Origin of the sequence: Bacteroides sp. ET489 (assembly GCF_030518095.1) — a bacterium.
GTDB lineage: Bacteria > Bacteroidota > Bacteroidia > Bacteroidales > Bacteroidaceae > Bacteroides > Bacteroides ndongoniae.
In genome coordinates this window covers 46,950-69,497 of record NZ_JAULLJ010000020.1, presented here as the reverse complement: position 1 = coordinate 69,497, position 22,548 = coordinate 46,950, and the positions used below count along the sequence as shown (strand labels likewise).

General features: G+C 46.9%; 11 protein-coding genes and 1 pseudogene. 9 read left to right on the top strand and 3 right to left on the bottom strand.

The window, feature by feature from the left end; genetic code table 11:
- Both Q3C19_RS11740 and Q3C19_RS11735 read left to right on the top strand, forming a co-directional pair.
- Positions 1-192, top strand: a pseudogene (locus tag Q3C19_RS11740) (hypothetical protein); the annotation flags it as partial.
- Positions 193-307: 115 nt separating this feature from the next.
- Complete coding sequence (locus Q3C19_RS11735) at positions 308-2,179, top strand: bifunctional (p)ppGpp synthetase/guanosine-3',5'-bis(diphosphate) 3'-pyrophosphohydrolase (RefSeq protein WP_071149007.1); 1,872 nt, start codon at positions 308-310, stop codon at positions 2,177-2,179.
- On the opposite strand, the gene Q3C19_RS11730 is transcribed toward Q3C19_RS11735, so the two are convergent.
- Entirely contained in the window at positions 2,161-3,639 is a 1,479-nt protein-coding gene (locus Q3C19_RS11730; protein WP_287641542.1) for a glycoside hydrolase family 10 protein, read from the bottom strand. The two genes, Q3C19_RS11735 and Q3C19_RS11730, sit on opposite strands and share 19 nt — an antisense overlap.
- A 114-nt stretch (positions 3,640-3,753) precedes the next feature.
- Here Q3C19_RS11730 and Q3C19_RS11725 point away from each other — a divergent pair, with 114 nt between their 5' ends.
- The 3 genes from Q3C19_RS11725 to Q3C19_RS11715 are packed head-to-tail and all read left to right on the top strand — an operon-like array spanning position 3,754 to position 5,909.
- Positions 3,754-5,184: a carbon starvation protein A gene (locus Q3C19_RS11725; protein WP_302729491.1), complete on the top strand. Its 1,431-nt coding sequence runs from the start codon at positions 3,754-3,756 to the stop codon at positions 5,182-5,184.
- Positions 5,184-5,402, top strand: a complete 219-nt coding sequence (locus Q3C19_RS11720; RefSeq protein WP_302729490.1) for a hypothetical protein — start codon at positions 5,184-5,186, stop codon at positions 5,400-5,402. The genes Q3C19_RS11725 and Q3C19_RS11720 overlap by 1 nt, the downstream gene beginning before the upstream one ends.
- A 27-nt stretch (positions 5,403-5,429) precedes the next feature.
- Entirely contained in the window at positions 5,430-5,909 is a 480-nt protein-coding gene (locus Q3C19_RS11715; protein ID WP_022161784.1) for a hypothetical protein, read from the top strand.
- A 361-nt stretch (positions 5,910-6,270) separates the two neighbouring features.
- Here Q3C19_RS11715 and uvrA read toward each other — a convergent pair whose 3' ends face one another.
- Positions 6,271-9,045, bottom strand: a complete 2,775-nt coding sequence (gene uvrA, locus Q3C19_RS11710; RefSeq protein WP_302729489.1) for an excinuclease ABC subunit UvrA — start codon at positions 9,043-9,045, stop codon at positions 6,271-6,273.
- A 91-nt stretch (positions 9,046-9,136) separates the two neighbouring features.
- Positions 9,137-13,183 (bottom strand): ATP-binding protein, encoded by a 4,047-nt coding sequence (locus Q3C19_RS11705; RefSeq protein WP_302729488.1) that lies wholly within the window; start codon positions 13,181-13,183, stop codon positions 9,137-9,139.
- Between the two features lie 503 nt (positions 13,184-13,686).
- Here Q3C19_RS11705 and Q3C19_RS11700 point away from each other — a divergent pair.
- The 4 genes from Q3C19_RS11700 (at position 13,687) to Q3C19_RS11685 (ending at position 22,523) form a co-directional block, all read left to right on the top strand.
- Positions 13,687-16,089 (top strand): polysaccharide lyase family 8 super-sandwich domain-containing protein, encoded by a 2,403-nt coding sequence (locus Q3C19_RS11700; RefSeq protein WP_302729487.1) that lies wholly within the window; start codon positions 13,687-13,689, stop codon positions 16,087-16,089.
- A 310-nt stretch (positions 16,090-16,399) separates the two neighbouring features.
- On the top strand, positions 16,400-18,673 hold the full coding sequence (locus Q3C19_RS11695) for a glycoside hydrolase family 3 N-terminal domain-containing protein (RefSeq protein ID WP_302729486.1): 2,274 nt from the start codon (positions 16,400-16,402) through the stop codon (positions 18,671-18,673).
- A gap of 110 nt (positions 18,674-18,783) precedes the next feature.
- Positions 18,784-20,565, top strand: a complete 1,782-nt coding sequence (locus tag Q3C19_RS11690; protein ID WP_302729485.1) for a family 43 glycosylhydrolase — start codon at positions 18,784-18,786, stop codon at positions 20,563-20,565.
- 146 nt (positions 20,566-20,711) lie between these two features.
- Complete coding sequence (locus tag Q3C19_RS11685; protein ID WP_302729484.1) at positions 20,712-22,523, top strand: glycoside hydrolase family 2 protein; 1,812 nt, start codon at positions 20,712-20,714, stop codon at positions 22,521-22,523.
- Positions 22,524-22,548 lie beyond the last annotated feature (25 nt).

Here is a 22,548-nt window from a genome sequence, read left to right as displayed (position 1 = left end):
TTACCCTCTGCTAACGGATGTTTTCGCGTGGAATATTTCTCCGATCCTGCCAGTCTGCACCGTGCGCACGAGGCTGAAAAGCGGGAGTCGCAGGCTGTGATACACGACGGTAAACTTTTGTCGGGTTATTTACCATTGGTGCCGGTCGGTTCGGAAAGCCGTTATCGGGCTTACGTCAAAGTTGCTGAGTAACAGTTTTGCTATCTGTAATGTTCAAAAAATGTCCTTATCGTTTTATATATTCTTCCTTTTTATTATTTTTGCATAATGCAGCCGGAATTTTCCTGACTACTGAAAAACATTATCCATGGAAGACTATGATAAATTAATCAACGGACAGTTGGAAAGCATTTTGTCCGTAATGGACCGGCGTAACGTGTCGGCCGAAGATCGTATACGCATTAGGGAAGCGTTCGAGTTTGCCCGAGAGGCTCATGCCGGACAGAAACGTAAAAGTGGTGCACCCTATATTATACATCCGGTAGCAGTGGCACGGATTGTGGCCGAAGAATTGCAACTGGGGCCTAATCCGGTGATTGCTGCGTTTCTGCACGACGTGGCCGAAGATACGTCGTTTACACTCGATGATATAAAGGCACGTTTTGGTCCCGATGTCGCCTACTTGGTCAGAGTCGTGACGAAACAGAAAAAAATGCAGTATGAAACTTCCAAGCAGGTGGAAAACTTCAAGCAAATGCTCGACTCGCTGCATTACGACATCCGTGCCATCCTTATCAAACTGGCCGACCGCTTGCATAACATGCGTACGCTGGACAGTATGCGTCCTGAAAAGCAGATGAAGATAGCGGGCGAAACCGATTACTTCTATGCTCCGCTGGCCAACCGTCTGGGGTTGTACGGTATTCGTCGCGAACTGGAGAATCTAAGTTTACGCTACCGTTGTCCGTTGGAGTATCAGGAACTGGAACGAGCCATCGAAGCCGATAAGGCTGAAGACCGTCAGCGTCTGGATGCCTTTACCGGCGAAATGCTGGAGTTGTTGCGCCGCAAAGGCATTCAGGCGCGTACGGAAGTGCGCTATCGTATGCCTTACAGCATCTGGCGGAAGATACAGTCTACCGGGCGTGACTTCAAGCATCTGGATTACCGTCATGTAGTCCGGTTGATTTATCCGGCCGAACGTGAAGAAGATGAAAAGCGCATCTGTCTGCATATCTATTCCATCCTGACCGACCGTTTCAAGGAAAAACCGGGCAGTATCGTCAACTTTATCGACTCTCCCAAGGAGAATGGTTATCAGAGTTTCCATATCCGTCTGCTTAGCGAGCATGGCATTTGGGAAGAAATCCATATCTCTTCCGAACGTATGGTACTCAACTCCAAGCTGGGGTGTGCCGTTGAACGGATGGAAGGGGCGTGGGACAACTGGATTGCCAAGTTCCGTGCCTTGCTGAAGGATGCGGCCAGCCAGACTGCCGAAGGCTGGTTCATGGACAGTGTGGTAAGTTCGCTTTACAACGAGGATATTACAGTTTTCACTCCACAGGGTAAACCTATCAATCTGCCACAACGGGCTACGGTGCTCGACTTTGCTTTCGAACTGCACAATTCGATCGGGGCGCATGCTCAGTATGCCAAGGTGAATGGTAAACTGTGCTCGGTCAAGACTGAACTTCATCATGGTGACTGTGTGGAAGTCGGAGTTAATCCGGACTTTGCTCCTCGTCCCGACTGGCTCGACTGTGTGCAGACGTATAAGGCCAAGAGTTTCTTGCGTTCTTATTTGGGGCAGATAAAGTCTATTCCCAAGAACCGTTGCCTATGCTGCCATCCGTTGCCGGGCAATGAAGTGATAGGTTTCAGAGAGTTGGATGGTACGATAACCATCCATAAGCGCGATTGTGCTTTGGCTATCCGCCAAGCGTCGCAGGACGGCGATTCCATTGTCTCAGTCGATTTTCCAGAAGATAAGGATGTGTTCTATCCCGTGCGTATCAATGTACGTGCTGTCGACCGCTATCATTTACTGATCGATCTGGTGGATTGCATTACTAACGGCATGAAGCTTTCCATCTCTAGTCTGAATACGGAGACTGTTGACGAGATTGCCGATTGTACTATCAACTTTTCGGTTCATTCGTTCAGCGAGCTGCAAAAGGTGATAGCATCCATTAGCAGTATCGACGGAGTAGACGAGGTTCATCGGGTAGAACTGTAAGACTCGGCTGCCGTTGTGCTTTCGTTACCACAGCGGTCTAATGCGGTGACGGCAAAGTAGCGTTTCACGGTCCAAGGCAGTATAGGGGCATAGATGAATTCTGTGCCCTGTATGCGTTGTGCCACAATGTTCTCGGGACGGCTGGTGTCGACAGGGTAGGTGTCGGATGCATAAACCACGTAGGTGGGTGCATTACGAGAATCATTGTCGGTGCCAGGTTTCCAGCTTAGTTTCCAGTAGCCTTCTTTCAGCTTTTCCACTTTCAGTGCGGTGGGTGCGGTAGGCGGTATGCTGTCTATCCATGTCATGGGTGGTTGCAGGGCAGGAGCTGTGTAATACTTTTCAGTCAGGATGTCGTACAGTTCCTGTGTGTTGTCCATCAGGTATTTTACCCGGTAATGTCCTTCTCCGTCCAGCTTGTGGGTACGCACAAAGTGGATCTGTCGCTCCACTTCGTCCACAGTCCAGTTTCCTTCACTGGGATCTAGGAAGTAAATGCCCAAGCCGGGGATGACTTGCCGTCCGTTGGATTGTTCTTTCCAGTCGAGGGCGAAGGGATAGAATCCGTTGCCGCGGAAATACATCATGGGATACACCTGATCCTGAATGCCTTCTCCCAGCCAGCCTTGCACGTCCTGATAGACGGTGTGGAAGGCGTTCCATCCGCGCGAGGAATAACGCGAGGTGTCGCGGTACTTTCCGACCGGACAGGTGCTCACCTTGACCCAAGGCTTCAGTTGTTTTACACCTTTATATATATAGCGCACGATTTCTGTGATGTTGTCTCTTCTCCATTGGTCCAGTGTGCGTCCCTTGCCGTATTTGCGGAAGTCGTACTTGTCGGGGAAGTTGGGGGCGTTTTCCGGATAACGCAGATAGTCGAAGTGCACGCCGTCTACGTCGTATCGTTCTACCACTTCGCGCACCAGGCTCATCAGGTATTCTTTGGTTTGCGGATTACCGGGATTCAGAAAGTATTCCCGTTTGTAAGGCACGCAGATGGCAGGTCTTTTCTTGGTAACCGAGGCTTTGCCCAAGGCGGCAACGTGTTTCCGGTTTCCCAAAGGGATGGTTACCATCCAGGCATGGCACTCCATACCACGTTTGTGGCATTCTTCGATGGCAAAGGCCAGCGGGTCGTAACCGGGATCTTTTCCGACCTGTCCGGTCAGAATGGAATTGTATGGCTCGATGGCCGATTGGTACAGCACATCGCCCCGCGTACGGGTCTGAAACAGTACGGTGTTGAAATGTGCATCCCGTAGCTTGTCCAGTATTTCTATCAGTTCATTTTTCTGTTGTTGTATCTTTTGGGGTGAGGTGGCACGTGTCCGGGGCCAGTCCAATCCGTAGACGGCGGTAACCCATGCTGCTCTGACTTCTTGTTTGGGCTGGGCTGTAAGTTTTTGCATACTTCCCAGACAGATTAGGGATATCAGAAGAAAAATGAGTCGTTTCATTTAAATCGTTCTTTCTTTTTTGTGCCAAAGATAGCAAAAATGCGAATAAAGTTGTGCCATTATTTAAAATACTGTTACATTTGTGCACTCTAACATGATAAAAAGAAACACACAATGATTACTTTTACACTTTGTTTGCTTGCTCTTATTGCAGGCTATTTCATTTACGGTCGTTTTGTAGAACGGATTTTTGGTCCGGACGACCGTCAGACTCCGGCTTTGACGAAAGCCGACGGAGTAGACTATATGCCGCTTCCTCGTTGGAAAATCTTTATGATTCAATTTCTGAACATAGCAGGTCTAGGACCTATCTTTGGTGCTATTATGGGAGCCAAATTCGGTATGGCTTCTTATTTGTGGATTGTGTTGGGTAGTATATTTGCCGGTGCTGTTCACGACTATCTGGCGGGTATGCTGTCTTTGCGACATGGCGGAGAAAGCCTTCCTGAAATAGTCGGACGCTATCTGGGACTGACAACCAAGCAGATTATGCGTGGTTTCACGGTGATTCTGATGATTCTGGTCGGTGCTGTTTTTGTGGCTGGTCCTGCAGGACTGTTGGCTAAGCTCACCCCGGATGCGCTGGATGTGACTTTCTGGATTATCGTGGTGTTCCTTTATTATATTTTGGCTACACTGTTGCCGGTGGATAAGATTATCGGTAAGATCTATCCGTTGTTTGCCATCGCATTGCTGTTCATGGCAGTAGGTATTCTGGTGATGCTGTATGTCAATCATCCTGCACTGCCCGAGCTTTGGGACGGTGTTGAGAATACTCATCCGAATGCCGATACCTTGCCTATCTTCCCTATCATGTTTGTCAGTATCGCCTGTGGCGCTATCAGTGGTTTTCATGCAACTCAGAGTCCGCTGATGGCACGGTGTATGACCAGCGAGCGTCACGGTCGGCCTATTTTCTACGGTGCTATGATTACCGAAGGAATCGTCGGATTGATATGGGCTGCCGCAGCTACTTACTTTTTCCATGAAAACGGTATGGCAGAAACGAATGCAGCTGTCATTGTCGATGATATCACCAAAAACTGGTTAGGTACGGTTGGCGGTGTGCTGGCTGTTTTGGGAGTAATTGCCGCTCCTATCACCAGTGGTGATACGGCTTTCCGTTCGGCTCGTCTGATTGTAGCCGATTTCTTGGGTATAGAACAAAAATCCATGCGGAAACGTTTGTATATATGTATTCCGATGTTCCTGGTGGCTATTGCCTTGTTGCTGTACAGCATGCGCGATGCGGCTGGTTTTGATATGATATGGCGTTATTTCGCATGGGCCAATCAGGCGTTGTCGGTATTTACTTTGTGGGCTATAACGGTTTATCTGGCACGTGAACGGAAAGGATACTATTTCTATGTCACTTATTTGCCGGCTTTGTTTATGACAGCTGTTTGTACTACGTACATTTGTGTAGCTCCCGAAGGTATTGGTTTGTCGGTGGATAAAGCGGCGATCATAGCTGTACTGGCTGCGGTGGTTGCTGCAGTGTGGTTCAGAATATGGTATTTCAAGACTACTAAAAGACTTTGTTGATGAAGAAAATCAGAAAATCGACCGGACTGACCATTGCTTTGCTGATCTATGTTTCGGCAACGGCTGCTTATTTCCTGCCCCGTAATTCGGAAATTGAGCAGGCGGAGAAGTATATTACGGTAGTGGCTTCGTACGTCATAGTGCTGTTGCTCTGGCTGGTGCTCCGTAAGAAAGAACAGCTGCAGCAGAAGCGGCGGGATGAAGAGCGTAGAAACTGAATATTTACGGATTAAAATTGAAATAATATGAAAAAACTGATGTTGCTTGTTTGCCTGTTGGTCGCTTCGGTAGCCGCCCGGGCACAGTTCGAGAAAGGAAAATGGGTTGTTAATCCTTCGCTGACAGGATTGGAACTGTCGCACGATACCGGTACGGATAAGACTTCTTTCGGACTGGAAGTTAAGGGAGGTGCTTTTTTGATTGATAACGTGGCTTTGCTGGTGAACGGTGCCGCCAAGTGGAATGAGAATGGAGCCGACATCTATTCGTTGGGTGTGGGTGGCCGTTATTATTTCAGTAAGGTTGGTGTGTTCCTGGGTGCTAATGTTAATGTGGATCGTTACGACTGGGGAAATCTGGATGACACCAAGTTCTCATTCGGGATGGAGGCCGGATACGCATTCTTCCTTTCGCGTACGGTGACCATCGAGCCTGCCGCTTACTGGAATGTGAATGGCGACCGCTCTAAGTTCGGAGTAAAAGTCGGGTTCGGATTGTATTTCTGATAGAACTGCTTTTCTGTGTGCCGCTTGGGCAAACAGGAGGATATAATAAAGGTGTGAACAGGGCAAGAAGATGCGCTGTTCACACTTTTTTTTATGCGAAGAGCTGAGCATAAAATTTTCTTCTGCTTCCTGTTTTTTTCCTTATTGTTTCTTATTTTTTCTCAAAGCATGAGAAGGGTATTCTCATAAGTATGAGAATAGTTTTCTCATAAGCGTGAGAATGTTGTTCTCATACTTGTGAGAAACGAATAAGATCATAGGGCGTTATGTGAAAAAGTAAAGTTGGCTTATGTTTCTTTGATATTACCATCCGCACCCTATAAGGAGATGCTCTCCTCGTCGGGTGCGGATGGTGCTGTTTTTATGCCTGTAGTTTTTCTTGCAGGAACTGTCCGGTATAGCTGGCTGCGCATTGAGCTACTTCTTCCGGAGTGCCTGTGGCTACGATATAACCACCTTTGTCGCCACCTTCGGGACCGAGGTCGATGACGTAGTCGGCACACTTGACAACGTCGAGGTTATGCTCGATGATGACAATGCTGTGTCCCCGCTTGATCAGCGAGTCGAAAGCTTCGAGCAATTTCCGGATGTCGTGGAAATGCAGGCCGGTGGTAGGCTCGTCGAAGATGAAGAGGGTAGGGTCGGCCTTTTCCAGACTCAGGTAGTAAGCCAGTTTGACGCGCTGGTTTTCGCCTCCCGACAGGGTGGACGAGGACTGTCCCAGCTTGATGTAGCCCAAACCGACTTCCTGCAACGGTTGCAGCTTCTTTACAATCTTTTTCTGTCCGTGCTGTGTGAAGAATTCGACAGCCTGGTTGACAGTCATCTCCAGTACGTCGTAGATGCTCATGTCGTGGAACTTCACTTCCAGCGTGTCTGCCTTGAAGCGTTTGCCGTGGCACGATTCACACTCCAGCACCAGGTCGGCCATGAACTGCATTTCGACGGTGATGGTACCTTCGCCCTTGCATTCCTCGCACCGTCCGCCTTCGCTGTTGAAGCTGAAATAGCCGGCGGTGTATCCCATTTGTTTGGCCAGTGGCTGTTCGGCCCAGAGTTTTCGTATCTCGTCGTAAGCCTTGATGTAAGTCACCGGATTGCTTCGCGATGATTTTCCGATGGGGTTCTGGTCGACAAACTCTACGTTGCGCAGACTCTTCAGGTCGCCTCCTATCGATACAAACTCACCGGGGCGTTCGGTGCACTCGTCCAGTTCGCGCTTCAGGGCACGGTAGAAGATGTCGCGTACCAGTGTACTTTTTCCCGATCCGCTGACACCGGTGACTACTGTCATCACGTTTAGAGGGAAGTGTACATCCACACCTTTCAGGTTGTTCTCGCGCGCACCTTTTATTTCGATGTAGTTGTTCCAAGGCCGGTGGTGGGTCGGTACAGGGATGGTTTCTTCGCCCAGCAGGTAGCGTACGGTGTAGCTTTCGCTGCCCTTCTGCAAGTCCTTCATGTCCCCCTGGTAAACTACTTGTCCGCCCAGTCGTCCGGCTTTAGGACCGATATCGATGATGTAGTCGGCTGCGCGGATGATTTCCTCGTCATGTTCTACTACGACAACGGTGTTGCCCAGTTGTTGCAGCTGCCGCAGTACGTGTATCAGTTTGTCGGTATCGCGGCTATGCAGTCCGATGCTGGGTTCGTCCAGAATGTACAGACTTCCTACCAGGCTGCTTCCCAACGATGTGGCCAGGTTGATGCGTTGGCTTTCACCGCCCGAGAGTGAATTGCTGAGTCGGTTCAGGGTCAGATAGCCCAGTCCTACGTCGAGCAGGAACTGCAGCCGGCTGTTTATCTCGGTCAGGATGCGTCGGGCTACGTCAGCATCGTGCTTGCTTAGTTTCAGGTTATCGAAGAAGACTTTCAGTTCGGTGACAGGCAGGTCTACCAGTTCGGAAATGCTTCGTCCGCCCACTTTCACGTAGCCGGCTTCGGGTTTCAACCGTGTGCCGTGGCATTTGGGACAGAGGGTTTTTCCGCGATAACGGGCCAGCATGACGCGGTATTGTATCTTGTATTGGTTTTCCTGCAACATCTTGAAGAAAGCGTTGATGCCTTCGAAGTAGGGCGTTCCTTCCCACAGCATGCGGCGTTGTTTGTCGGTCAGCTGATAGTAGGGAGTGAAGATGGGGAATCCTGCTTTTTCGGCTCCTCTGATCACCATGTCTTTCCACTCGCCCATCTTTTCGCCACGCCAGCACACTACAGCACCGTCGTATACCGAAAGGGAGCGGTTGGGAACTACCAGGTGTTCGTCGATGCCGATCACCCGTCCGAATCCTTCACACTCGGGACAGGCACCGATGGGCGAGTTGAACGAAAACATCTGGTCGTTGGGCTCTTCGAAGGTAATGCCGTCCGCTTCGAACTTTGTACTGAAGCGGTAGAGGCTGGTTCCGCCGTCCGCCTGATAGAAACGCAGCAAGCAGGCACCGTCGCCCTCGTACATGGCAGTTTCGGCCGAATCAATCAGGCGGCTGATGCTGTCCTTCTCGGTCGAGACAGTCATACGGTCGACCAGCAGGAAGATGGTGTCGCCTTCACGGGGCTGGTATTCGTCGATGCGTACCATCTGACCGTTTACCTCCAGCCGATTGAATCCTTGTTGCATGTCCACCTCCAGCTGCTGGGCCAGTGTGCGGTCTTCGCGCAGCAACAAAGGAGCCAGTACGGTGAACCGGGTTCCTTCGGGGTATTCGGTCATGCAGTTCACGATGTCCTCGGTAGAGTGTTTCTTCACCTCCTGCCCGCTGATGGGGCTGAAGGTTTTGCCCACCCGTGCATAGAGCAGGCGCAGGTATTCGTATATTTCAGTCGATGTGCCCACGGTAGAACGCGGGTTACGGCTGCTTACTTTCTGTTCGATGGCGATGGCGGGCGGTATTCCTTTTATAAAGTCGCATTCGGGTTTACTCATTCTCCCCAGAAACTGGCGTGCATAGCTGCTGAGGCTCTCCACGTAGCGGCGTTGGCCTTCGGCATACAGTGTGTCGAATGCCAGCGACGATTTTCCCGAACCGGACAGTCCGGTAATGACAACCAGCTTGTTGCGCGGTATTTCGACATCAATGTTTTTCAGGTTGTTGACCCGTGCACCCTTGATGATGATAGATTTTGATTCGCTCATGTTTCGTCTTTCGCTTATTAGGATGCAAACTTACGCAAAAAACGGATGAAACAGTAATTTTGGGGTGGATTTTATAAGGTCCCACATGTTTCTACGGGCGTTTCCGTCTTCTGTACTCTGTTGGCGTCATCTGGAATCTTTCTTTGAAATGTTGCCGGAAGAGTTTCGGAGAAGTAAAACCGGTACGATCCCCGATTTCGTTGACGTTGTATTCCGGATGGGTATCCAATAGTCTGGCTGCTTCCTGTATGCGAATGTCTAGAATGAATTCTAACGGAGTCTGTCCGGTTGCCTTTTTGCACTTGGTGAACAGCAGTGTACGGGATATACCTAATTCTTGAGCCAGAAGTTGGACAGAGAGATCTGAATTTTCCAAATGTCTGCGTATTGCTTCTGTCGCTTTGTTGATGAAGTCTTGAGACTGAATGTCGTTGGCCAATTGCTGGGGAATATGCGTTATGGTGGAGGAAGGATCGGTTAATTGTTCTTTTACTCTCATCCGGTTTTTTATCAGGTTGTTGCATCGTGAAATTAGTAACTGGATATCGAATGGCTTCACAATGTAATCGTCCGCACCGGTTTGCCATCCTTTTAATATCTGCTCTTGCTCGATGCAAGCTGTAAGAATGATGACGGGGATGTGGCAGGTTGCTTTGGTCTCTTTGATAAGGCGGCATAACTCTGTACCTTCCATTTCAGGCATTACTACGTCGCTCAGTACAATGTCGGGTAATTCTGCCTGCACTTTTTCCCATCCTTCCTTGCCGTTGACAGCCGTCTGTATGTGGTAGAAAGGTGTGAAAAGCTCTACCAACATATTCCGTAGTGTCTGTTGGTCTTCTACTATGAGCATCTTGCATTTGCTTGCGGGAGAAGTCACAGTTGTTTCTGCGTCTTTATGATCGTCGGTTAGGGGCAATGGCTCAGCTAAATTCTCTTCATTATCAGGAACTTCTTTGCTTTCTAACTCTTCTGCATTTGCTGGGGAAACAGGTTCTATTTCTTCCGGCTTGAAATGTGAATATCCTGTTAGTAAATGTACGCGGAAGGTGGTTTCGTCGCCAGGATTGCTGTAGGCCTCGATGCGTCCGTGGTGTAGTTCTACAATACCTTTAGTCAGATTCAGTCCGATACCGGTTCCGGTAGACGAATGGGTATAGTCTGCCTGATAGAAACGGTCGAATATACGGTTGATGTCTTCCGGCTTGATGCCATTGCCGGTGTTGGTTACTTCAATAAGTACTTCTTCGTCGGCTTTCCGTACCGACAATACAATTCGACCTTTAGGCGATACATATTTGAATGCATTGGATAATAAGTTGTTTATAACTTTCTGCATTTGCTTGTCGTCGAACCAGAGGAGGATATGTTGATGGCTTTTTTCGAAGCGGAAATCAATGTTTTTTTGAAACGCATAATCTTCGAAGTAACGGTATTGTGAGTGGAGGAAGCCGACAATATCCTGTTGTCGGGCATGAATCGTCATAAAACCTTGTTCCAATTTCCTGAAATCGAGCAATTCGGTAATCAGACTGTTCAGCTGCTGGCAGTTTTGATAAACCCTCTTCAATGCTATGTGCAAAGAACTGCCGGCCTGTTGCCGGGCCAGTAATATCTCCATTTGCCCTAAGATAATGCTTAAAGGAGTCCTGAATTCGTGTGAGATGTTGGTGAAGAAACTTAGTTTAGACTGATTCAGCTGTTCTATGTCTTCGGCATGTTTCTTTTCGTAAATAATCTGTTCGGACAAGCGGATGCGTGTGTTGTGCATTTTCTGCAAGTAGAGCACAATCAGTAAAGCTGCTGCCAGGTAGATTGCATAAGCCCATCCGCTTCGATACAGGGGAGGAATTATCCGGATATGGAGTTGATGGGCAGACAAAGTCTCTCCGTTTTCGTCTGTTGCCTTGACTTTTAGTGTGTAATTACCAGACGGCAAGTTGGTGTATGTAATGAGATTTTCTTCGTTGAGTGGAATCCACTTCTTAGAATAACCATCCAGTTGGTAGGATAACCGGTCTCGTTTGACTGGTAGAAAATTAGTGGTTGTGTATTCTAAGGTAAAGACATCCTGACCGGCATGAAGAGTAATCTGATCGGCCATTGAAATATCTTGTTTCAGAATTCCGGTTCCGTCCTGCACCGAAACAACGGCACCGTTAACAGTCAGCTTGTAAGGGAAAATGGAGTAGGTATGAGGCTTTTTGTGAAGGATCTCTTCCTGGAAAGAGACCATACCGTCCAAGCCGCCGATAAAGATTTCTTTGGTGGTCGTAGAATAATATAGAGAATGTTCGTTGACTGAGTTCAGGGGGAAGTCACGCCCACGTTCATAGTTAGTGAATGTTTTTGAAGTTTCGTTTAGGACGGAGAACCCTTGATCGGTCGTTACAATCATTTTGCCATCGGACAATTCGCGCATTTCATAAACGACATTACTACCCAATCCGTTTTTGTCGGTATCAAAGTTTTCGAAACGGTCGGTTTCGGGATGATACAGATCCAGTCCATTTCCGTTGGAACAAATCCATATTCTATGATGGCTGTCTTCGTAAATGGCGTTGAACAGGTTACCGCTGATGCTGTTGGGAGTATTTGGGTCGTGCTTGTATTCTTTCAGTGTACGGCGTCGGATATCATATTTACAGAGCCTTTGGCCTGCACCGCTTATGATCCACAAATTGTTTTGACTGTCAACATGGAGGGCGTATGTATAATTGGTAATGGCTTGTTCTTCTGTAGAAGAGAAGAAAGGTACAGATTTTCCCGTACTGGGATCGAACAGAGCCAGTTGGCCTTGGCCTCCCAAAAGAAGTCTGTTCTGATAGGGAGTTATGCTCATAATGATGTCCGATGGGATGGTGGTTGTATCTTGCGGGTTGTGGTGGTAATGTTTAAACTGTCCGGTTGAAATGTCCATTCGGTTTAATCCTCCTAAATGGGTACCGATCCACAATAAGTCACTGTCGGCATCGTAGTATAAGCATTTTGCATGGTTATGCGACAGGCTGTTGGACGACTCATTATGTTGGTATTGTTGAAATCTGTTTTCTTTCTGTATGTAACGGCATATTCCACCACCTTCTGTGCAAAGCCATAAGTCTCCTCTGATATCGGTGGTCATTTCTCCTATAATGGGTGAGCTTAATCCGTTCTTGTCGTTAGGCACTGCATAATACTTCTGATAATATTGCGAAGTTGGAGTGAAGTAGTTAACACCTCCGTAATAGGTGCCGGCCCAGATGATTCCTTGACGGTCGCACATTAATCCCCAGACAGACGATTCTGTTAGTCCATTGGCTTCTGCTGCGTAGTAAGCTGTGAATTTACCTGTTTCTCGGTTGTATTTGTCTAGTCCGTGGAATGTTGAAATCCAGATATTACCGTTATGGTCTTCACAACAACGGTGTGTCTGGTTATGACTGAGGCTTTCCGGATCGGAATTAGAATGGAAAAAATGTTCTATTTTCCCATTTTTCAGGCAATATAATCCTTTCCCGTCATAGCTGGTTATCCATATCCATCCGTGGGAGTCGCAGAATAAATCACTGGGGCGTATGTTCTCTATCAGACAAATCGTTTTTCCTCCTTTCAGCAAATAGAGTCCATTGCTTGTGCCTGCCAATAGAGAGTCTGCTTTTTGTAACAGACATAAGATGTTTTGTCCGGCTGCACGTCCTGTTAAATGGAAAACCTCCTCTTTTTCCCCTTTTTCTTTCCATCGGTAAATTTGATCTCCCTGGCAATAATAAAGGTCTTGGTTAAAATAGATTGATTCTACAGGATGATTGGTCAAGCGGCTAAAGCGATTGGAAGGAATATTATAACGTACGAGTCCTTTGTTGCAACGGATGTAGACGTTTCCTTTGCCGTCACCAGTTATTTGATGAATCAGATTGCTGTGTAAACTTTCAGGTTGTTTTTTATTATATCTGAATATCTGTATATTTTGTCCGTTATAAAGGTTTAGTCCGTTACGCGTACCAATCCAGATAAAACCACGTTCGTCCTGGTAAAATGTCATGCCTGAGTTGTGGGATAGTCCATCGGCTACGGTGAGGTGGCGAAAAAATATAGGAGTACTGTATGTTTGAAGAGTGGCCAGCAGCAGATAGAGCAATAATAAGTTTATTTTCATGGTACTTTTCCTGTTTTTTTCTTACTGTTTGTCTGATGCAAAAATAGATTGAGAAGTATTATTGAGCAATAGAATAGTGTATTTTTTAGCCTTGTTGTACGATTCTTGCTCATTTTTTGGACGAGTTGTCCAATTTGCAGATGGCTATTTATGACTGTATTCTTTAGCGGTTATCTGTTTGGAAGAGCAGTTAGGCTATTTGAAGCGTGAGGCTGAATCGTACACAAAAGAGGTTGAATCGTACAGAGTATGTTTTTAAGCAGGGTATGAACTTACATTCTCTTCTTTTGCACAATTCAGTATTCTGGTTTGTAGGAATGTGAACTACATTTGCATCATTGACAAAATATGTATCCTTTGATTAGGAAATGACTGGTTAGCTGAAGAAAAGGTAATACTGCTTTGTTGAAAGGATAACCAAACCGGAGAGGACATTTCGGCATTCAGCTCTTGGGGTGAAGGGATGACCTCTTCCTTTTTCTGTGATAAAACGTTTGTGATATATGAAAAATAATGTATTGAATATCGGAATAGGTTTGTTTTTTGCTTTAAACTGTTTTTGTTTAGGGGAAGTTGCTGCACAGAACCGTGAAGCACAGATGGCTGAACGTTGTTATTTGCGTTATTATCAGGAAGCCCGTCAGGTGCAGGATGCCGCCAAAGGACAGGCCATTGAGAATTTCAGGCAATTTTATGCCAAACATACTTATTTGAATCTGAATAATTATTCCAAGGACTATCGCCCTTATCTGGAGACTTTGCAGGCAGATGGTACGTTTGCCGATTTGCATGACAAGGATGCGGGGAAAGTGGTTGGTGGAAATTCGGCCAACAGTGGAGGTTCGATTACGGAAGGGTACTATCGGTTGTGGGCTATCTCCGAAGCTTTCCGGCGAGGCGAACTGGATTGGCAGAAAGATGGTGAGCTTTGGAGGCGTTGCCAGAAGGCCATTGTGCATTATGGCGAACTGGAGATTTCGCGCGGTAACGAGTGGTATCGTTTTCATGCTTCGTGTTTTGCCTTGCCCGAGGCTGCCGTCAATATTTATTTTTGCCATTTGCCTCAAATGGATGCCGTGGAGAAGGGCAAAACGGATGACTTCTTGCTGAAAAAGGCATGTGATATGCTGAAGATGATAGCTTTACAGGCTTGGACGCAGCCCTATCGCAAGGATGAGACCGACCTGAATGTGGTGTCGGAAGAACGATTTCGCAAACATGTGTGGTGGGTAGGAGGTAACGGTGTGGGATATCGGGCACTGTTGCAAACGGCTTTTATGTACCGTTCTATTCCTATGATCGATGTGCTGGCGGAAGTGTGCCGTAAGGGGATTACGCCTACTTCACAGACTACTTACGACGATTCTTTTTGGAACGAAGGCTTTACGGCCGATGGTGCCGGTTGGGGGCACGGACGTCAATGCTTGGTGTGGGGATATCCCATCGACGGTACTCGCGGAGCGTTGGGGATACTTACTTTACTGAAAGGCACTCCTTGGGCACAACAGCTGGATAGAAGAAATGTGGAAGCATTGATGAACTATTTCCGAGGGGCTAATTTCTATTATTATAAAGGGTATAAGCTGGCTTGCGTAGATCGCAGTTCGATGTTGTATATGGATGCTCCGGCTGCTATCCCTTACAGCAGTCTGTTGGATAATGTACTGGCTAACTGGATTGAATCGTTCACTCCTGACGAACAGGAGGAACTGAAACGTTTACGGAGTGAAATACCCTCGATGAATATAAATATGAATGGTGATGGCCGCTACAATGGTACGCGCTGGTTTTTCAATAACGATGATCTGGTGAAAAAGAACGACCGTTACCACGTGATAGCCAATATGGCGTCGGTGCGCTGCGATGGTTTGGAAAGTGCTTACACCTTTGCCGATGCGTTCAATTATTACACGAACGATGGTGCACTGATGTTTCAGCGTCGAGGAAATGAATATCGTAACGTGTATGGTGCGTACGATGTGACTGCATTTCCGGGAGTAACAGCCCGTGAAGGTATGGAACAGCTGAAACCTGTTGAAAATTGGCGTGGCTATTGCAGCAAATACAATTTTGCCGGTGCTGCTACTTCGGGAGGCGAAAACGCTGCGGCAGGTTTTGTATTCGAGAAGATGAATGCTTCTGACAAGAAAGGAGTGAATGACAAAGGCCGTGGCGGAGCCGACCGTGTGATTTATGGAGTGAAGGCGCATAAAGCGGCTTTCATTTTAGGTGATTATGTAGTAGCTTTGGGAGCAGGCATTACTAATCTTATACCCGAGGTAAACGGGAATATTCGTACCACACTTGATCAGACGGAGCGTACGGGCAACGTTTTTGTTCATCATGGCAAAGGTATTGACTGGATTGTACAACGGGGTGGTTTTGCCTATTCTGCTTTCCCGGAGTATCAGAAACGGATGCACTATGTCTGTGAAACCAAACGGACGGATTGGGTGAAAATGAATCCTGCCAACCGGGGACGAAAGAATCTGCCTGCTGAGGTTGATATGTTGCGTCTATGGATAGATCACGGAACTACTCCTACGGACGACACTTACGGTTATGCAGTGTACTGTGGCGATGGTTTGCCTGCCGACCGTTATCCTTTTCGGGTATTGCGCAACGATACTACGCTGCAAGCGGTTCGTTCAACGGACGGAAGAGTGACAGGAGCTGTCTTCTATCGTGCCGATGAGGGTTTGAAAGCTAAACATCTTCAGCTGTCTGTCTCTGCTCCTTGCGTAGTATTGATAGAAGAGACTTCCGAAGGTACATTGCTTAGTGTGACCGATGCTTGTATGGATAAAAATCTGAAAGAAATCAGAGTAAATTGGAATGGTAAGACTTATATTTGTCCGATGTCGCAGGGCGAGCTATGCGGAAAGCCTACGGTTGTAAAACTGTAAACCTCCGGAGCAGAAAAATGCCTGAAACTTTGATGAATTGGTGATGAATGCCACGTGTGCAGGACAGAACTTGTTTGGGTGCTGACTTCATTGTATTGTTGTCGGACACTGGTCATGAATTTACTGCATACAAGTGTGCAGCAGTTCTGCAACTGGCTTGCAGTGTCACTGCATACAGGTTTGCAGCGGCTCTGCAACAAGCTTGCAGTAACTCTGCAACAAGTGTGCAACGCATGGGACACAAGTGTTTGTCTGTTTACAGGTTTGTACGATAGATAAGAATTAGAAAAAATAGAATACCATGATTAAAATGAAAAAGATTTTTGCTTTGTGTTTGTTGGGTAGTATGTCCTTGGCCAGTTATGCAAAGGATTGGGAGAAACAGTTACCTTATCAGAATCCGAAACTTTCGGTAGAAGAGCGGGTAGAGGATTTAATCGGACGTATGACGCTGGAAGAGAAACTGTATCAGATGTCCGCCATTTATTTTGGAAAGAATGCCGAAATTTTTGATGCGACCGGTGAGTATTCCATGGACGAAGTCCGTAAACAGTTCGGTACGCACGGAGTAGGACACTTGAGCTGCCCTACAACAGACATGTCTGCCCGGCAGGCGGTCAGAACCGGTAACAAAATACAGCGAATAGCAGTGGAAGAAACCCGCCTCGGCATTCCGGTGATTATCGATGCCGAAGCTATTCACGGGCTGCGGGCGACTGGGGCCACTTCTTATCCTCAGTCTATTGCCTTGTCGTGCACTTGGAACACGGAACTGATGGGGCGCATAGCCGATGCTATCGGGCAAGAAACTTACAGTCGAGGCATTCACCAAGTGCTGTCGCCTACTTTGGATTTGGCACGCGATCCGCGTCACGGACGTCTGGATGAATGTTATGGCGAAGATCCTTATCTGGCTTCACGAATGGGAGTGGAATTTATTAAAGGCGTGCAGAAGAACCGTGTGATATGTAGTCCCAAGCATTTTCTGGCCAATTTCGTGGGCGATGGAGGGCGCGATTCCGGTAATGCCGGAATGAGCGAACGTGAATTGCGCGAAATTCATATGCCACCTTTCGAGGCAGCAGTCCGTGAGGCCCATGTAAAGTCGTTGATGGCAGCTTATAACTCTTTGGACGGCATACCCTGTTCGGCCAACCGTTGGTTGCTGACCGACGTATTGCGGAAAGAGTGGGGATTTGACGGTTATGTAGTGTCGGATTGGAGTGCTGTCAATCATGCACACGGTGCTCTTCACATCGCTCCGACCAAAGCCGAAGCTGCGGCTTTGTGCGCAAAGGCTGGAATGGATGTGGAGTTGCCACGATTGAATACTTATGTCAAATTGGACGAGATGATCAGGCAAGGCAAAATATCCGAAGAAGATATTAATGAGAATGTCCGTCATATACTTCGGGTAAAGTTCGAAATGGGTTTGTTCGAACATCCGTATGTCGATGAGGCTTTGGCCGAAAAGTTGTGTGATGCTCCTCATTTTCGTAGCTTGGCACGCGAAGCAGCCAGGCAAAGCATCGTATTGCTGAAAAATGAGAAAAATCTTCTTCCTTTGAAGGGTGCCCGCAAAATTGCTGTGATGGGGCCTAATGCTGATGTTGTCCAGTTGGGAGGTTATTCGGCCAAAGGCGTTTCCGGTGTTAGTCCGTTACAGGGAATCCGTAATATTTGGGGCAATCGTGCGGAGATAACTTTCGCGAAAGGTTGTGGAATGACGGATAACAGCAAAGATGGATTTGAACAGGCAATCAAGAACGCCCGTGAGGCTGATGCTTGCATTTTGGTGATGGGAGGGGCTAACTGGCATACTGGCGGCGAGACTCGCGACCGTAATAACCTTGACTTGATGGGAGTACAGGAAGAATTTATCGAGGAAATTGCCAAAACCGGTAAGCCGATAGTAGTGGTGCTGGTCGAAGGCCGTCCTGTGACAATGACTCGCTGGATGGACAAGGCCAATGCCATTGTCATGATGTTCTATGCCGGTGAGGAAGGAGGTAATGCGTTGGCCGAAGTACTGGCAGGAGAGGTCAATCCGTCTGGTAAACTCTCTCTTACCTGGCCACGGAATACGGGCGATTTACCGATGTGTCTGCTCCATCGTCCTTACGGTCGTGAAGGGCGCATTGTAGAGTACGATAATAACGGGAAGGATTTTCTGCCGAAGGATCGTTATGTTCCCCTTTATCCTTTTGGTTATGGTCTTTCGTATACTACCTATACTTATACGAATCTGAAACTGGAAAAAACGGCAATAAAAGAAGGAGAAGATATCCGCTTTACGGTAGACGTTACCAATACCGGTCAGATGGATGGCGATGAGATTGTACAGGTGTATCTGACAGACCTGTATTGCCGGATTACCCAATCGGAAAAACGCTTGAAAGCTTTCCGTCGTGTGCATATCCCTGCTGGAGAAACTTGTACAGTCTCTTTTACTCTGCCTTATTCTTCACTTTCCTTTCTGAACGAATACCTTAAACCGGAAGTTGAAGCAGGAGAGTTTGAGTTGCGTGTGGCTCCTAATTGTATGGAAGGGCTGACTGTACGCTTGACGGCTGAAGGAAAGTAGATAGCTTCTGGTTCAAAGAGAAAGTGCTGAAAGATTTGATAGGCTATCGTTATTGAGAAATAAAGAAATGAATCAGAACTGAATAAAACATCAATGTAATGAGAAGGTATATGAACATAAAGTTGAAAACATTAATAATGGGATGTCTTGTAGCTTCGTCACTCCAAGTGGGGGCTTTCGCGCAGGAAGCTGTATCTTACCCTGGTTATCGTCTGGCATGGGCAGAAGAATTTGAAGGTGCGGGATTGCCTGATTCAAACTATTGGAATACAGGTGATACGGGTGGTGTCATCAATAACGAATGGCAAGACTATCGGAAAGAGAACCTGAATTGTACCCGATTGGAGGATGGTAAGCTAATACTTACTGCTTATAAAGATCCGCACAAAGGTGTTCGGGGCTGGGGAAGTAAAGAGGATTATCATTTTAAGTTCTCATCTGGAGAGGTACATTCTTGTGGCAAAAAGACTTTTAAATATGGACGTATTGATGTTTCTGCCAAAATTCCGACGGGTCGTGGCGTATGGCCTGCTATATGGCTGCTTCCAGACAAAAGTCCTTATGGGGGATGGCCCAATGGAGGCGAGATAGATATAATGGAATATGTATGGGGAGACGACGAAAAACATAGTACGACTTATTCGACCGTGCATACGTTTGACTCTGACAGGAACGGAAATAAAATAGGGTCCGGGTATGGGCATTCTTCTACTTTGGATACTGATTTTCATCTGTATTCATTGGTGTGGGAAGAGGAGCGACTGGATATTTTGTTTGACGATCAGGTCATCTTCTCATATCACAAGAAGGAAGATTCATATAAAACGTGGCCTTTCGACCAGCCGTTCTATTTGATAATGAATATCGCGGTTGGAGGTACTTGGGGAGATGACTGGGGCGTGGATGAATCTATTTTTCCGAAAACAATGGAAATAGACTATGTACGTTACTATGAGAAAGAGTCTTGTGAAGTGATAAATCCAGTTATTGACATACGCTACAGTGCCGATCCGTCGGCACGTGTGTTCAACGATACACTTTATATTTATCCCAGTCACGACCGTGACGAAGCCCGTTGGTGGGATATGGAGGATTATTATGTATACTCTACGACAGACATGTGCCATTATAAGGACGAAGGTCTGGTATTCGAACCACTGAAGCAAACGAGTTGGGCGAAGAAATATGCTTGGGCTCCCGATTGTGTAGAGAAAAACGGAAAGTATTATTTTTATTTTCCTACAGATCAGGATTATATCGGTGTAGCGGTAGGTGATTCTCCTGTCGGACCGTTCAAGGATGTGATTGGCAAACCGCTGGTAACACGTCATTCGCCGGGCATAAAGGCTCCACGTGATTTCATAGATCCGGCTGTATTTATAGATGATGATGGTACAGCCTATCTGTTGGTTGGGCAGAATGCATTGAACATCATACGTCTGAATGAGGACATGATGTCGTATGAAGGCAAGCCTGTGGTATTGGACAATGTGAATCAGTTGCCTTATTTCTTTGAAGGCATCTGGATGCATAAATACAAAGGCAAGTATTATCTGTCGTACTCAACAGGTCCTAATATTCCGGGCAGGGGACCGCAAATTGCTTATGCCGTGGCCGATTCCGTATACGGACCTTACCAATATAAAGGAGTGATATTAGAGGAGGTAAGCAGTGGTACCAATCATTCGTCTATTGTAGAATATAAAGGGCAGTGGTATTTGTTTTATCATACATCAGAGCGAGCATTATCACTTATCCCGGAAGGATCCCCAGAACGTGACTTTATCCAATGGCGTCGTTCTGTATGTGTAGCACCTCTTTATTATAATGAAGACGGAACTATCCGTCCGGTAGATGCAGAGAAAAGTTTCAAAATTGTCTGTGGAAAATAATGTGATACCGTAAGTTGTGATGTACGAATAATATTCACATAATGGTTTTACATTGTCTTTGTTGAGTATTTGCCTTGTTCGCAGGAAGTGCTTATCTTTGGCTATTGTAATGACAAACATAAATGGATTATCTTAAATTTAAAAACATGAAACAGAAACTAAGAAACAGTTTGTTGATTTTGGGGGCACTTCTCCCGTTGTTGTCGTGGGCGCAATTAGCTCCACAAATCATGAATATTGATGCACGACAGGTAACCTCGCTTGACGGGCAGTGGAAAACCATTGTCGATCCTTTCGAGAATGGGTATTACGACTATCGTTTGAATCCATACGATGATGGTTATGCTCAGGACAGAACTTATTCGGACCGGACAAAGCTTCAGGAATATGATTTTGAAACGAACAAGACTCTTTTTGTGCCGGGCGACTGGAACACGCAACGTCCACAGCTTTATTATTACGAAGGAACGGTGTGGTATCGGAAACATTTCACTTACGATTTACAGCCAGGCAAGCGTCTGTTCCTGAATTTTGGAGCCGTCAACTATGAAGCTATTGTTTGGCTGAACGGTAAACGCTTGGGCAGTCACGTCGGTGGTTTTACAGCTTTCAATTTCGAGATAACCAATTTATTGAAAGAAGGAGTTAACAGTCTTGTGGTTAAGGTAGACAACAAACGTCGTCCTGAAGGAGTGCCTACCGTAAATGCGGATTGGTGGAACTTTGGTGGCATTACACGTCCGGTTACGCTGGTTGAGGTTCCATCGACTTACATTCGCGATTATTATGTGCAGTTGAAGAAGAACGATACCAATACAATTGAAGGATGGGTGCAGCTTGATGGTGATAGCAAGTCGCAGAAAGTGTTATTGGACATACCTGAACTGAAACTGAAGAAGGAAGTAAAGACTGATGCCAACGGATATGCTTCGTTTGAGGTGAAAGCCAAGCCTGTGCTTTGGACACCCGAGGAGCCGAAACTCTACACTGTTTCTTTGGTTGCCCAGTCTGATAAAGTGACCGATGAGATAGGTTTCCGAACTATCCGTACGGAAGGTACCAAGATTCTGCTCAATGGTAAGGAAATCTTTTGCCGGGGAATCAGTATTCATGAAGAAACTGCTTATTCGAGCGGTCGGGCTTATTCGAAAGACCATGCCCGTACGTTGTTGGGATGGGCCAAAGAGTTGGGCTGTAATTTTGTCCGTTTAGCACATTATCCGCATAACGAAGCAATGGTGCGTGAAGCTGAGCGTATGGGATTCCTGGTTTGGTCGGAGATTCCAGTGTATTGGACTATTCATTGGGAGAATAAGGATACGTACCGGAATGCGGAACAGCAATTGTGCGACATGATCGGACGAGACAAGAACCGTTGCAATATCATTATTTGGTCGATTGCCAACGAAACTCCGGTCAGTGAACCGCGTCAGGCTTTTCTTGCTTCATTGGCCGAGAAAGCGCGTAGTCTGGACAACGTGCGTCTGATTGGTGCAGCAATGGAGAAGTCGGAAGTAGAACCGGGCGTACTGACGGTGAACGATCCGTTAGGCAAGTTGCTGGATATTATCAGTTTTAATGAATACGTGGGATGGTACGACGGTAATGCCGAAAAATGCGACCGGGTGAACTGGACATTCGACGTGCAGAAACCGGTCTTTATCAGCGAATGGGGAGGTGGTGCTCTGTATGGACATCATGGACCTAAGAACGAACGCTTTACGGAAGAATATCAGGAGGATTTGTACATTCGCCACGTGAATATGCTGAAGCGTGTTCCCGGATTGGCAGGTACGACCCCCTGGATTCTGAAAGATTTCCGTTCGCCCCGTCGTCAGGTGCCGGGTATACAGGATGACTTCAACCGCAAAGGTGTGGTTTCGGATCAGGGACAAAAGAAGAAAGCATTCTTTGTGTTGAAGAAGTGGTACGAAGAATTGAAGGAAGCGTATAAATAACCAATAAACGAGGGATATCATCTTT